Origin of the sequence: Bacillus sp. 0102A, assembly GCF_036765155.1 — a bacterium.
GTDB lineage: Bacteria > Bacillota > Bacilli > Bacillales > Bacillaceae > Bacillus > Bacillus subtilis_G.
The window spans coordinates 257,003-271,283 of record NZ_JBAIZW010000005.1; the positions used below are offsets into that span (position 1 = coordinate 257,003).

10 protein-coding genes are annotated in these 14,281 nt (G+C 44.2%); 9 read left to right on the forward strand and 1 reads right to left on the reverse strand.

Annotated elements, in window-relative coordinates; genetic code table 11:
* Positions 1-15 precede the first annotated feature (15 nt).
* The 5 genes from V6D41_RS13720 to V6D41_RS13740 all read left to right on the forward strand — a co-directional run bounded on the left by V6D41_RS13720 (position 16) and on the right by V6D41_RS13740 (position 4,940).
* Entirely contained in the window at positions 16-1,308 is a 1,293-nt protein-coding gene (locus V6D41_RS13720; protein ID WP_148963933.1) for a hemolysin family protein, read from the forward strand.
* 126 nt (positions 1,309-1,434) lie between these two features.
* Complete coding sequence (locus V6D41_RS13725) at positions 1,435-3,099, forward strand: glycoside hydrolase family 13 protein (protein ID WP_333518551.1); 1,665 nt, start codon at positions 1,435-1,437, stop codon at positions 3,097-3,099.
* Positions 3,100-3,217: 118 nt separating this feature from the next.
* The gene (locus V6D41_RS13730; protein WP_087993372.1) at positions 3,218-3,616 is read left to right on the forward strand and encodes a secondary thiamine-phosphate synthase enzyme YjbQ; all 399 of its coding nucleotides are present in this window, start codon (positions 3,218-3,220) and stop codon (positions 3,614-3,616) included.
* A 13-nt stretch (positions 3,617-3,629) separates the two neighbouring features.
* Positions 3,630-4,661, forward strand: coding sequence for a nitronate monooxygenase (locus tag V6D41_RS13735; RefSeq protein WP_333518553.1), 1,032 nt, complete (start codon positions 3,630-3,632; stop codon positions 4,659-4,661).
* A gap of 24 nt (positions 4,662-4,685) precedes the next feature.
* The gene (locus tag V6D41_RS13740; RefSeq protein ID WP_148963929.1) at positions 4,686-4,940 is read left to right on the forward strand and encodes a hypothetical protein; all 255 of its coding nucleotides are present in this window, start codon (positions 4,686-4,688) and stop codon (positions 4,938-4,940) included.
* 13 nt (positions 4,941-4,953) lie between these two features.
* Here V6D41_RS13740 and V6D41_RS13745 read toward each other — a convergent pair whose 3' ends face one another.
* Positions 4,954-5,691, reverse strand: a complete 738-nt coding sequence (locus V6D41_RS13745) for a protein-glutamine gamma-glutamyltransferase (protein ID WP_333518554.1) — start codon at positions 5,689-5,691, stop codon at positions 4,954-4,956.
* A gap of 156 nt (positions 5,692-5,847) precedes the next feature.
* On the opposite strand from V6D41_RS13745, the gene mcpB reads away from it, so the two are divergent.
* From mcpB to tlpB (V6D41_RS13765), 4 genes are all read left to right on the forward strand, one after another.
* The gene (gene mcpB, locus V6D41_RS13750; RefSeq protein WP_333518555.1) at positions 5,848-7,836 is read left to right on the forward strand and encodes a methyl-accepting chemotaxis protein McpB; all 1,989 of its coding nucleotides are present in this window, start codon (positions 5,848-5,850) and stop codon (positions 7,834-7,836) included.
* 177 nt (positions 7,837-8,013) lie between these two features.
* Complete coding sequence (gene tlpB, locus V6D41_RS13755) at positions 8,014-10,011, forward strand: methyl-accepting chemotaxis protein TlpB (protein ID WP_333518556.1); 1,998 nt, start codon at positions 8,014-8,016, stop codon at positions 10,009-10,011.
* Between the two features lie 115 nt (positions 10,012-10,126).
* A complete protein-coding gene (mcpA, locus tag V6D41_RS13760; protein WP_333518557.1) occupies positions 10,127-12,112 on the forward strand; it encodes a methyl-accepting chemotaxis protein in 1,986 nt (661 codons plus the stop codon).
* 116 nt (positions 12,113-12,228) lie between these two features.
* Positions 12,229-14,214, forward strand: coding sequence for a methyl-accepting chemotaxis protein TlpB (tlpB, locus tag V6D41_RS13765; RefSeq protein WP_333518558.1), 1,986 nt, complete (start codon positions 12,229-12,231; stop codon positions 14,212-14,214).
* Positions 14,215-14,281 lie beyond the last annotated feature (67 nt).

Consider the following 14,281-nt stretch of genomic DNA (forward strand, 5'->3'; position numbering starts at 1 on the left):
TGGTAAGGGCTTTTTTTGCTTATTTTACAATTGGTCGCCATTTTGGTTTTGATTGGCATTACGGCTTTTTTCGTTGCTGCGGAATTTGCAATCGTCAAAATCAGAGGTTCAAAAATCAATCAGCTTATCGAAAGCGGTGATAGCCGGGCGCTTGCCGCACACAAAATTATCTCCAATCTTGACGAGTATTTATCAGCCTGCCAGCTCGGGATTACCATTACAGCTCTCGGCCTTGGCTGGCTTGGTGAACCGACATTTGAACGCATTCTTCATCCTTTGTTTGAGATGACAGGCATGCCGGAACCGATTAACCACATTGTCACATTTGTAATTGCATTTATCATCGTCACTTTTTTGCATGTGGTGCTGGGGGAGCTTGCCCCGAAAACGGTTTCCATTCAAAAGGCTGAAGCTGTCAGCTTATCGATTGCAAAGCCCTTGATCTGGTTTTATAAAATCATGTTTCCGTTTATTAAAGCATTGAACGGCTCTGCAAGTTTTTTTGTGAAATTATTTGGCTTTCATTCTGTGAAGGAGCATGAGGTTGTCGTCAGCGAGGAGGAACTGAGGCTGATCCTTTCAGAAAGCTATGAAAAAGGAGAAATCAATCAGTCTGAGTTTCGCTATGTGAATAAGATTTTTGAATTTGACAACCGGGTAGCGAGAGAGATCATGATCCCGCGGACAGAAATTGCGGTCATCTCGCTGGAGCAGTCGCTTGAAGAAGCGATTCATCACATCATTAATGAACGGTATACACGCTACCCTGTCATCAAAGAAGACAAGGATCATATTTTAGGAATCATCAACAGCAAAGATATGTTTAAAGCCTATTTTCTCGGCAAGCCGATAAAGTTAAAGCAGATCATGAGGCCCGTCATCAGGGTCATCGAAAGCATCCCTGTTCAGCAGCTTTTGATCCGCATGCAGAAGGAGCGGATTCACATGGCGATTCTCGTAGACGAATACGGAGGAACGGCGGGGCTTGTCACTGTCGAGGATATTATCGAGGAAATCGTCGGGGACATCCGCGATGAATATGATCAGGATGAAACGCCGCACATTTTGAAAAAAGGCGAGCACCATTATGTGATGGATGGAAAAGCGCTAATAGACGAAGTGAACGATCTGCTCGACATTGCCATTGAAAATGAAGAAATTGATACGATCGCAGGCTGGCTTCTGACGCAAAAAATGGAACTGAAAGCAGGGGATGTGATACACGCGGAGGGCTGCGAATTTAAAATCCGCGATGCAGAAGATCATCACATCCGTTTTGTAGAAATTAAAAAAACTGACTTTTTATAAAAAGCAGCCGAAGATTGAACGGCTGTTTTTTTATAATGGCTGGCGGTTTTCTGAAAAAGCAATGCTGTAAAGCCTTTTGTCTACATAAGATATATAGACCGGGACACTGAGGAAGGGAGTGGCTGTATGAAAAAGGCTTGGTGGAAGGAAGCGGTTGTGTACCAAATTTATCCCCGCAGTTTTAAAGATTCAAATGGCGACGGAATCGGGGATATTCAAGGTATCAGATCAAAGCTTCCCTACATAAAAGAGCTGGGCGCCGATGTCATCTGGATTTGCCCTTTGTATGATTCGCCCAATGCGGATAACGGCTATGATATCAGGGATTATAAAAACATATTAAGCGATTTCGGCACCATGGCTGATTTCGACGAGCTGCTCCATGACATTCATAAGCTGGGCATGAAGATGATAATGGATCTTGTCGTGAACCATACTAGCGACGAACACCCATGGTTCATTGAATCCCGTTCATCCATACACTCGGAAAAACGCGACTGGTATATTTGGAAGGACGGCAAAAACGGAAAAGCGCCAAATAATTGGGAAAGTATTTTCGGTGGGGCGGCTTGGGAGTATGATCAAAAGACAAGCCAGTATTATCTTCATCTTTTTGATCAAAAACAGCCTGATTTGAACTGGGAGAATGAAAAGGTGAGAAATGCCGTTTATGACATGGTGAATTGGTGGCTTGACAAAGGTATTGATGGATTTCGGGTCGATGCCATTACTCATATTAAGAAAAAAGAAGGGCTTCCCGATATGCCGAATCCAAAAGGACTGGATGTCGTTCCTTCTTTCCCCTATCACATGAATGCTGACGGCATAATGGATTTGTTAACAGAGCTGAAAGAAAACACATTTTCCCGCTATCCGATTATGACAGTCGGTGAGGCAAATGGTGTCTCTGCAAAGGAAGCGGATGATTGGGCTGGAGAAAAAAACGGCATCTTCAGCATGATTTTTCAATTTGAGCATCTCGGGCTGTGGGATGTAGAGGTCAGTGAGAGCATTGATATCGTTTCCTTCAAACGAATTTTAACAGACTGGCAGGACAGTCTTGAAGGGATCGGCTGGAATGCTTTGTTTATGGAGAATCACGATCAGCCCCGTTCAGTTTCTGTGTGGGGAGACGACGGCGTGTACCTAAAAGAAAGTGCAAAAGCGCTTGCTGCTGTTTATTTTCTTATGAAGGGCACACCGTTTATTTATCAGGGACAGGAACTCGGCATGACGAACGTGGCGTTTCCGTCTATTGCTGACTATGATGATGTCGCAATGAAGCGCCTGTATGAAATAGAAAGGGCGAAAGGCGCTTCACACGAGGACGTGATGAAGATGGTCTGGAAAAAGGGACGGGACAATTCACGAACGCCGATGCAATGGAATGCTGATCCACACGCCGGATTCTCTGATGCCAAACCGTGGCTCGGAATCAATAAAAATTACAAATGGCTGAATGCCGAGGCGCAAAAAATCGACCAAACATCCGTATACCACTTTTACAAAAGCTTGATCAAGCTGCGTCGAACATACGATGTTTTTATCAACGGGATATACGAGCTCATTTTATCCGAAGATCAGCAAATCTTTGCGTATCTTCGGAAAAATGAGAGCGATACTGCCCTGATTACGGCCAACCTGACAGGAACGCCGGCCTTTTTCAAGCACGCCGGGTTGCCGTTGTCATCAGACGTACTAGCATTGTCAAATGTTGAAACAGAGCCGCATCAGCACATGACATCCGTCCTGTTAAAACCGTATGAAGCAAGAATATATGTATGGCGCTAAACTCCAGCGTGAGACTGGAGTTTTTTGTTTTTTATCGCGTTTATGAGAGCGGTTTAACAGGAAAAAAAGAACACAGAACGAATTAGCAAATAGAGCGGATAAATGAAAGGAGAAACAAATGTTGAAAACATTGCAAATCAAAACGACCAAACGAGATGAAATGATTGAGATCACACGCGAGGCGGAAGCGTTTCTGCAAGAAACTGGTGTAACCAGCGGCGCGGCGCTGATTTATTGTCCGCATACGACCGCGGGCATTACAATTAACGAAAACGCCGATCCAGACGTCAAAAAAGATATGCTCAGAAGGTTTGATGAGGTGTATCCGTGGGAACACGAGCTGGACCGCCATATGGAGGGCAATACAGCTGCGCACATGAAATCGAGTACGGTCGGAGCCTCACAGCATGTCATTATTGAAAATGGGCGGCTGATTCTTGGAACGTGGCAGGGCATCTATTTCTGCGAATTCGACGGCCCTCGCCATCGAACATGCTATATCAAAATCATGGGGTAACAGGAGGGTTTTCATGACCGAATGGATGAAATCATTATCGCTGACAAAACCTGTCATCCAGGCACCGATGGCAGGCGGGCTTGTCACGCCTGTCCTGGCAGCTGCTGTGTCGAATGAAGGCGCGCTTGGCAGCTTGGCATCCGGATATCTCAGTTCCGACATGCTCGAAAAGCAAATCGTTGACATGCAGCAGCTGACTGACGGAGCATTTCAGGTAAATGTGTTTGTTCCAGAAAGCAGAAAAGAACCGGATGAGGGCAATATTCAAACTTGGAAAAACAGAATTCCGTTTGCCGAACAGGCCTCTCTATTTTCTTCAGAGGAAGAAGAATGGGAGGATTTCCATAAAAAAATTAGCATCATTCTCAAACACAATATAAGAGCCTGTTCATTTACGTTCGGCATTCCGCCGGATGAAACCATTCAAGCGTTAAAGGAAAATGGCTGCTGTCTCATTGGTACGGCTACTGTCCCGCAGGAAGCCATCATGCTTGAAGAACGCGGAATGGACATCATCGTACTGCAAGGAAGCGAAGCGGGCGGCCATCGCGGTTCCTTTCTGCCGGTCAGCGGGGAAGCCGCACTTGGCCTTATGTCGCTGATTCCCCAGGCGACAGATGCCGTTTCCGTTCCGGTTATCGCGGCAGGCGGAATTGCCGACCGGCGCGGCGTTCAAGCCGCTCATTGTCTCGGAGCCCAAGGCGTACAGGTTGGGACGCCATTTCTCATGTGTGAGGAATGCGAAGCATCAGAAACATACAGACGCGAGTTAAAAAGAGCGCAGGGAACAGACACGCGCCTCACCTCATTGTTTTCAGGTAAGCCTGCAAGGGGGATAGTCAATCAATGGATGAAAGAGCAGCAAGCTGAGGAGGCAAACACGCTTCCATATCCATTGCAAAACACGTTAACAAAGCCGATGAGAAAACAAGCAGCCAGAGAAAAAGATTCCAGGTACATGTCTCTGTGGGCCGGGCAATCTGTCGGCATGCTTAACGGGCCCGCTGATGTCAAGTCACTGTTAGCCGAGCTTTGCCGAACGTAACTCGATAAACAGAGGTGACAGATGATGAACATTCTTCAATCTTCTTATAAAAAAAGAGGGAAAATTGAGTTTGTATTTGAAGACTGGCCTCACTCAAAAGTTACAATGGCCCCTATCAAAGGCTACTATTTTGTCCGCTTTATCAAATGGAGCAGTCTAGATCCAATCGTGACAAGAAATGACCTTGAAAAAATGGAGTGGGCTGCGAACCAGTATTTAGGCACAGCCCCTTTTTATCGAAAACGAAAAGCGTTTGAAACCCCATCGTCCTGGAAATAGGCGATGGGGCTTTTTAGCGGACGATGCGGTAAAGAGACGGTACATCCAGTCTCGTCGCCTGAGACAGAAGATAAGCTGACTGTACGGCTCCTTTTTTTCGAAAAGAATTCAGCTTCTCGATAATTTGCTGTCCGCTTAAGATTCCAAGGCCATGGGCAAAAAATTTATCCTCTTCCAGTAAAATCACATTTTCGCCTCTCCATTGCGCTTTTTGCGGATCAAATTCAGGGTTTTTAAAATACAGACAATCTCCAAGGAAATAGTGATGGCCTGTTTCTGTGTATATCGGCAATTTCTCATAATGCCAGTCATATAAAATAATTCTGTCAAAGCTGGCATCAAATTTTTCCTCTCCGATTGTATCGATCAAGGCCAAATAATAAATAACAACAATTGCGGTTGCACATTCAAACGCGTAAAACGGACCGTTTTCAGCAATGTCCCGAATCGCTTTTGAAGGCGGCATTCTATATTTCAGCTCCAAGGCGCCTTCCGGTGAAACCCTCCAATACGCTGTATTTCCGTATGTTTTTAAAAAAGTGGCAAACTTCGCTCCGCTTTTGTGCAGCGTTTTTGCCGCTGCAACGATATTCATCCGCAGGTTCAGCTCAAACATCAGTTCGGCAATTGAATGATAATCAAACTGGATAGGCGTCTCAAGCATCTCTTTTAACAGCGGATTCAACTTCTCATCTATCTGCCAGTTTTCAATATCTTGGGGACGGAGCAATTGTCCGGATACAATAATCATCTTTAGCCCCCCTTGTTTTTTATAAGATATGCAAAGGGCTTGGGCAATGAAAGCGAAAAACAGAAGACAGCTGAAAAAGAACTTCTTCCATTTTTATTTTAAAACTTTTTTAAGCAGCCGATATATACTGTATCAAACCCGAAGGAGAAACTGGACATGAAGACTTTTATCAATTGGCTGAAAAAACCGTCTATCTCAAGAAAATTAATCGTGTCATTTATTGCGATTCTTATTATCCCTATCCTAATATTGGAATTCAGTTCTTATCGAAGCGCCAGCGGAAAGCTTGATCAGGAAATTATGGGAAATGCGAAAAACAGTGTCGATACATTTAATACAACTGTTACAAATGATCTGGGAGCAAAAGCGAAAGGAGTCACATTTTTTAGTGAATCTCTTAAAAGCTCCGTATTTAAAGGAAAGACTAATCAAGAAGAGCTCAAAGCGAAGTTTTCACAATATATCTCTATCAATGAAGGGGTAGCCAGAATTTATGGAGGCGCGGAAAACGGCACCTACATCCAAGCGCCCAATGAAAAATTGCCGGAAGGATACGATCCAAGACAGCGCCCTTGGTACCAAGATGCGATGAAGGCCGGCGGTGAAATTGTCGTGACGGATCCTTACGTGGCAGCGAGTGACGGAAGCATGGTTATTACCATTGCCCAGGAGCTGAAGGATGGATCTGGCGTTGTCGCCATGGATATCACCATTGACAAACTGTTAGAACAGATGAAACAAATCAAGGTCGGTAAAGAAGGCTATGTTTTCATTGCGACGAAAAACAAAACCTATGTCGCCCACCAGAAACACAAGGCGGGGGAAAAGCTGTCAGGCGATTGGGTTGCCAAAATGTACGCCGATAACAGCGGTGATTTCAAGTACACTCTGAATAACGAAGATAAAAAGATGACCTATACAACAAATGAACTGACTGGGTGGAAAATAGCCGGCACAATGTATATGGATGAAATCAAGGGTGCCTCAAAATCTGTGCTGATCACAGGCATGATCGTGCTGATTGCTTCCATTGCAATAGGCGGGTTTTTAATTCTGTTTATCGTTCGTTCGATTACAAAACCGTTAAAACGTCTCGTCCAATCATCGAAAACGATCAGCAGCGGGGATCTGACAGAAACGATCGACATCCGTTCGAAGGATGAGCTTGGAGAGCTTGGGGAAAGTTTCAATGAAATGGGACAATCTCTCCGCTCACTGATCAGCGCTATTCAAGACTCGGTGAACAATGTGGCCGCATCGTCCGAACAGCTTACCGCATCTGCCGGACAGACAAGTAAAGCCACCGAGCATATCACAATGGCGATTGAGCAGTTCTCAAACGGAAACGAGGAGCAAAGCGAAAAGGTTGAATCTAGCTCTCACCAGCTGAACTTAATGAATGGGGACCTTCAGCATGTCTCAGAAACATCATCAGACATTACAAAGGCGTCTATCCAATCAACAGAAATCGCCGGAACGGGTGAAAAGTTTGTACAGCAGACAGTCGGACAAATGAACTCGATTAATCAATCGGTTCAGCAGGCTGAAGCTGTGGTCAAAGGCTTAGAAGGAAAATCAAAAGACATCACAAGCATTTTGAGAGTCATCAACGGCATCGCTGACCAAACAAACCTGCTGGCATTAAATGCAGCCATTGAAGCGGCGCGTGCCGGGGAGTCAGGACGCGGCTTCTCTGTCGTAGCGGAGGAAGTGCGCAAACTGGCTGTTCAATCAGCCGATTCAGCAAAAGAAATCGAAAAGCTGATCCAAGAAATCGTAGCAGAAATCGAAACCTCCCTTCACATGTTTAAAGAGGTCAATCAGGAAGTGCAGTCCGGACTTGTCGTCACAGACAATACAAAAGAAAGCTTTCAGAGCATTTTCAGCATGACAAACGAAATCGCGGGTAAATTGCAGACGATGAATTCCACCGTCGAACAGCTGTCGGACCGTTCACAGCATGTTTCAACTGCCGTCAGCGGCATTGCTGATGTGTCGAAAGAAAGCTCGGCAAGCATCCAAGACATTGCCGCCTCAGCTGAGGAGCAGCTTGCTTCTATGGAAGAAATCAGTTCATCAGCGACCACTCTAGCGCAGATGGCAGAAGAGCTTCGTGATCTGACAAAGCAATTCAAAATCGAATAAAAGAAGAAAAACAGCGCTTATTCAGGCGCTGTTTTTTCGTGTGGTAAATAATAAAAAAGTACTAGTTAACACGGTGAATTTAGAACTATTTTTCACTTTTTCCTTCATTTTCAATGTAATATAAAGGAATTTCATCCGATATAATTTGTAAATTATTGAAAGAAGGTTCAAAAGGAAATGAAAAAAACACTCACTACGATTCGCAGGTCATCAATTGCCAGGAGACTTATTATTTCTTTCCTGCTGATCTTAATTGTTCCTATTACCGCCCTTTCGGTAAGCGCTTATCAATCAGCAGTTGCCTCTCTTGATATCCAGATGACGCAAAGCGCAAAGGAAAACGTTCAAATTTTAGATCATATTATTGATGATAAAATCAGCACGACTGAAAAAAGCCTCGCGTTTTTCAGCGATTGGGCCACAGCAGATAAGTTCAAGGATAAAAAGAAAACAGAGCTGAAACAGGAATTTAAACAATTTATCCAAATGAATGACAATGTCGCTGCGGTATTTTCTAGCAGCAAAGACGGGGAATTCACTCGTTATCCGTACGCAGACATGCCGAGTGACTTTAATGCTTTGGAACGAGAGTGGTACAAAGAAGCAATAGCCAATAAAGGCAAAACAATCGTCACTGAACCTTATGAATCAATTTCATCAGGAAAAATGGTCGTCACCATCGCCCGCCAGACGGAGGATGGATCAGGCGTTGTTGCCATTGATATGAAAATTGATGATCTGGTCACAACAGCGAAAGAAATCAATATTGGAAAAGAAGGCTATGCTTTTATCTTAAGCCAAAACAAAAAAGTCATCGCCTACTCCGGAGAAAAAGCGGGAACAGAGTTAAAAGGGGACTGGGTTGATAAACTCTACACGAATAAAAGCGGCGACTTTGAGTATACGTACAAAGGCAAAGAGAAGAAAATGGTGTTTGCCACAAGCGAAACAACAGGCTGGAAAATCAGCGGCACGATGTATGCGGACGAGATCCACGATGCTGCAAGCAGAGTTCTGATTATGGCTTCAATCGTACTGGCGATTGCCATCGCAGCTGGAATGACGGCGATTTATTTTGTGATTCGGTCCATTACAAAGCCATTGAGACACATTGTCGCATCAGCTGAAAAAATAAGTAAAGGCGATCTAACCGAGACAATTGAAATCAAGTCAAAAGATGAACTTGGCGTTCTGAGCCAGAGCTTCAATCATATGGCCTACTCGCTCCGCTCACTCATTCAAGGCATCAAAGACTCGGTAGATCACGTTGCTTCATCATCAGAGGAACTGACTGCATCCGCCGACCAGACTAGCAGGGCAACTGAGCATATTACGATGGCCATCGAGCAATTTTCAAACGGAAGCGAAAGCCAAAGCGACAGAATCGAGACGACAACCGAACAAATTAATGAAATGAACGACGGATTAGCTGAACTGGCGCGGGCTGCTACAGTGATGACAGAAACATCCGCAGATTCAACGGAAGTATCAAGCAAGGGTGAGACGCTCGTACAGCAAACAGTCGGACAAATGAATACGATTGACCATTCCGTAAAAGAAGCGGAACAAGTGGTGAAGGGGCTGGAAATCAAATCAAAGGATATCACGAATATTTTGCGTGTCATCAACGGCATTGCGGATCAAACCAATCTTCTGGCTTTAAATGCCGCCATTGAAGCCGCCAGAGCGGGAGAATACGGACTGGGCTTCTCCGTCGTCGCTGAGGAAGTGAGAAAGCTCGCGGTACAGTCGGCTGACTCGGCAAAAGAAATTGAATCGCTGATCAGCGACATTGTAAAAGAAATTCACACATCATTGAACGTGCTTCAGTCCGTAAACAAAGAAGTTGAAACAGGGCTTGTCATGACGGGGGAAACAAAACAAAGCTTCAATGAGATATCGCACATGACCAATCAAATGGCTTCCGAACTGCAAAACATGAATGCGACGGTTGAGGAGCTGTCAGCGGGAGCTCAAGAAATTTCCGCTGCTTCAAATGATATCACAGCAATTTCTAAAGAAAGCTCAGACGGCATTCAGGATATCGCTGCTTCAGCCGAGGAACAGCTGGCATCCATGGAGGAGATCAGTTCATCAGCACAGACGCTTGAAAGAATGTCTGAAGAACTCCGTAACCTGACAAAACGATTTAAGGTGGATGGAAAACAGGTCTAAATAACTATATGATGATGGGTGATTAGTTACTTTTGTTAAATTTCTTCTTTTTTACTGTATATATTTACCCATTCCTGCCGATATGAAGGGTAGCATAAAAAAGGAGAAATGAATGATGAAAAAAATACTCCAACTCATAAAACAAAGATCAATTACACGGAAGCTTCTCGTTTCCTTTCTGTCAATCCTCATTATACCGGTTGTCATATTGGCGGCGATTGCGTATCAAACGGCAAGCAGCTCACTCGACAGACAGATGATGGGGAGCGCATTAGAAAATGTACAGCAGTTAAACGAAATTATCAACACCAGTATCGGAGAAAAAGAAGACAGCTCCCTTTACTTCAGCGAATGGCTGACAAAAAAGAAATACGATGCAAAAAGCAATGCAAACATTAAAGAGAAATTCTCACAGTATATCAAAATCAATAAAGATGTAGAATCTATTTATACGAGTGACAAAGACGGTCACTTTACCCGTTATCCGGATCTGCAGATGCCGAGCGATTATAATCCGGTTGAACGTGACTGGTACAAAAAAGCGGTTGCGAATAAAGGAAAAGTTGTTGTGACGGATCCTTATAAAACAGCCTCTACGAACACAATGGTTGTGACAATCGCACAGCAGACAAAAGATGGTTCAGGCGTTATCGCAATCAACATGACGATTGAAAATCTGCTGAAAACAACCGAAAAAGTCAACATCGGCAAACATGGCTACGCATTTATTATGTCAAAGGACAAAACAGTTGTCGCCCATCCCAATAAAACCTCGGGAGCTGAATTGAAAGGCGACTATCTTGAGAAGATGCTGAATGCCGATAAAGGCGATTTTCAATACACCATGGACGGCGATAAGAAAAAAATGGCCTTTGATACGAATAAGTTAACGGGATGGAAAATCGGGGGCACCATGTATTTGGATGAAATTCATGAGGCAGCCCAGCCCGTCCTTCACCTTGCTTTAATTGTCTTGGCTGCAGCTATTATCATAGGGGTTATCGTCATGACATTTGTCATTCGGTCAATTACAACGCCTCTGAAACAGCTTGTGGGTTCCTCTAAGCGGATAAGCGAGGGAGATTTGACGGAAACCATTGATATCCGTTCAAAAGATGAATTGGGGGAACTCGGCAAAAGCTTTAACAATATGGCGTCGTCACTTCGTTCTCTCATACACGCCATCCAGGATTCAGTAGATAACGTTGCCGCTTCCTCTGAGGAGCTGACTGCATCAGCCGGACAAACGAGCAAAGCAACAGAGCATATTACATTGGCAATTGAACAATTTTCTAACGGCAATGAAAAACAAAACGAAAACATTGAAACGGCAGCAGAGCACATTTATCAAATGAATGACGGTTTGATAAATATGGCCCAAGCTTCTGAAGTCATCACAGATTCATCTGTTCAATCGACAGAAATCGCAAGCGAAGGCGGCAAGCTTGTTCATCAAACTGTCGGCCAAATGAACGTCATTGATAAGTCCGTTAAAGAAGCCGAACAAGTCGTACGCGGATTGGAAACGAAATCGAAAGATATCACCAATATTTTGCGCGTGATTAACGGTATCGCTGACCAGACGAACCTGCTGGCATTAAACGCAGCGATTGAAGCGGCGCGCGCAGGGGAATACGGCCGCGGCTTCTCCGTTGTAGCGGAAGAAGTGAGAAAACTGGCAGTTCAGTCAGCAGATTCAGCAAAAGAGATTGAAGGATTAATCATCGAAATTGTGAAGGAAATCAATACATCTCTCGGCATGTTCCAATCTGTCAATCAAGAGGTGCAGACAGGTCTGGATATTACAGATAAAACAGAAATGAGCTTTACTCGTATTTCTGAAATGACGAACCAAATCGCCGGCGAACTACAAAACATGAGTGCGACGGTGCAGCAGCTTTCTGCCAGCTCCGAGGAAGTCTCGGGAGCGTCCGAGCACATTGCATCGATTTCAAAAGAAAGCTCAGCTCATATCCAAGATATCGCGGCGTCAGCCGAAGAGCAGCTTGCTTCGATGGAAGAAATCAGCTCGTCAGCAGAAACCCTTTCGTCTATGGCGGAAGAGCTTCGCGATATGACCAAACGCTTCAAAATCGAATAATAAATAAGACAAAACACCCAAGTCTATGCACTTGGGTGTTTTTTTTAGTTTTTTTTATTAAACCTTTATCCTAGTTTGACGATATTAGTTTTAGCTTAAAGGAGGAGTCAACGATAATGGGGAAAATTGTACAGTGGATCAAACAGCCATCAATCAGCAAACCGCTTGTCGCTGCGTTTCTGGCAGTGCTTATTTTGCCGGTTGGGGTATTAGCATATTTCAGTTATCAATCAGCTTGGAACGCACTAGACAGAGAACTGACGAATAGTGCAATGGGAAACGTTGAAGAACTCAACAGCACCCTGCAGAACAAATTGAATACTAAAGTAAAAGCAATTGATTATTACAGTGAGACGATCAATAAAGATTTATTACAAGACAAAAACAAAACCTCACTGAGTGAGAAATTTAAACAGTATACAACATTGAATGCCGATGTAGGCGCTATCTATGCGGCTTCAGAAAATAAAAAGCTTTATAAATATCCTGAAGGCGGTGTGCCAAAGGGCTTTGATCCGACAGAGCGTGACTGGTACAAACAAGCCGTTGCGAAAAAAGGACAGGCTGTTTTCTCCGAGCCGTACATTGACGAAGCAACAGGGGGTACCGTTGTTACCATCTCAAAGCAAACAAAAGATGGTTCAGGGGTCATAGCACTTGATTTAAATCTGGATGAAGTGCTATCCGCTTCACAGAGAATCAAAATCGGTGCAAAAGGCTACGCATTTATTACAACAGGCAACAAAAAATATATCGCCCATCCGACGATTAAACCTGGGACAACTGGATCCGGCGATTGGACGAACCAAGTTTATTCCAAAAAAGAAGGCTCATTTGAATATACTTTCGAAGGCAAAGAAAAGAAAATGGCCTTTACGACAAATAAACTGACAGGCTGGAAAATCGCGGGCACATACTTTATCAGTGAATTGGAAGATGCGTCAAGCCCGGTTCTGAACACAGCGATCATCGTCCTATGCGTATCACTTGTTATCGGCGGCATACTTATTCTCTTTATTATCAGCGCCATTACCAAGCCGTTAAGAAAACTGGTTTCTACATCCGCGAAAATCAGCAGCGGAGATCTGACAGAAGTCATTGATATTCACTCGAAAAATGAGTTTGGCCAGCTTGGCGAAAGCTTTAACGAAATGTCTGCCTCATTGCGTACTGTCATTGGTGTCATTCAAACATCTGTAGAAAACGTGGCATCTTCTTCTGAGGAGCTGACGGCAAGCGCAGCCCAAACGAGCAAGGCAACTGAACACATTACACTCGCCATCGAACAGTTCTCAGATGGCAACGAGGCGCAAAGCGAGAAACTGGAAACAAGTTCAGATCATCTTTCTCAAATGAACCACGGGATTTCAAAAGTGGCTCAGGCCTCTTCAACCATTACGAAGTCATCGATACAGTCCTCTGAGGCGGCGGGCAGCGGAGAAAAACTGGTCGAGCATACAGTCGGCCAAATGAAAACAATCGACCAATCCGTTCAAAAAGCGGAAGCGGTTGTGAAGGGTCTTGAAACAAAATCGCAAGACATCACAAGCATCTTGAATGTGATTAACGGCATTGCTGATCAAACCAATTTGCTGGCATTAAATGCTGCGATTGAAGCGGCAAGAGCAGGTGAATACGGAAGAGGCTTCTCAGTAGTTGCGGAAGAGGTCAGAAAACTTGCCGTACAATCAGCAGACTCCGCCAAGGAAATTGAAGGGTTAATTCAAGAGATTGTCAGAGAAATCAGCACTTCGCTGTCGATGTTCCAATCTGTGAATCATGAAGTGAAGGAAGGCTTGCAGATTACTGATCAAACAGCGGAAAGCTTTAAACAAATTTACGAAATGACAACCCAAATTTCCGGAGAATTGCAAAACCTGAACGCGACGGTTGAACAGCTGTCAGCAGGATCACAGGAAGTGTCAAGTGCGGTTGAAGACATTTCCGGAGTGGCGAAAGAAAGCTCAGCAGGCATTCAAGACATCGCAGCTTCGGCGGAAGAACAGCTTGCGTCCATGGAAGAAATCAGCTCATCAGCTGAGACATTGGCAAACATGGCGGAAGAACTTCAGGACATCACGAAGAAATTTAAAATTGAATGATAATAATGGAAAGAGAAAGCGGCATCAGCTGCTTTCTTTTTTATTGAAAAACAAAAATAAACAAAAA

Bases quoted from the DNA above. Each gene is read 5' to 3' on its own strand.
- mcpB (WP_333518555.1), top strand. From the start codon at position 5,848: ATGAAGACTTTTATCAATTGGCTGAAAAAACCGTCTATCTCAAGAAAA.
- V6D41_RS13745 (WP_333518554.1), bottom strand. From the start codon at position 5,691: ATGATTATTGTATCCGGACAATTGCTCCGTCCCCAAGATATTGAAAAC.
- V6D41_RS13735 (WP_333518553.1), top strand. From the start codon at position 3,630: ATGACCGAATGGATGAAATCATTATCGCTGACAAAACCTGTCATCCAG.
- mcpA (WP_333518557.1), top strand. From the start codon at position 10,127: ATGAAAAAAATACTCCAACTCATAAAACAAAGATCAATTACACGGAAG.
- V6D41_RS13730 (WP_087993372.1), top strand. From the start codon at position 3,218: ATGTTGAAAACATTGCAAATCAAAACGACCAAACGAGATGAAATGATT.
- V6D41_RS13725 (WP_333518551.1), top strand. From the start codon at position 1,435: ATGAAAAAGGCTTGGTGGAAGGAAGCGGTTGTGTACCAAATTTATCCC.
- V6D41_RS13740 (WP_148963929.1), top strand. From the start codon at position 4,686: ATGAACATTCTTCAATCTTCTTATAAAAAAAGAGGGAAAATTGAGTTT.
- tlpB (WP_333518558.1), top strand. From the start codon at position 12,229: ATGGGGAAAATTGTACAGTGGATCAAACAGCCATCAATCAGCAAACCG.
- tlpB (WP_333518556.1), top strand. From the start codon at position 8,014: ATGAAAAAAACACTCACTACGATTCGCAGGTCATCAATTGCCAGGAGA.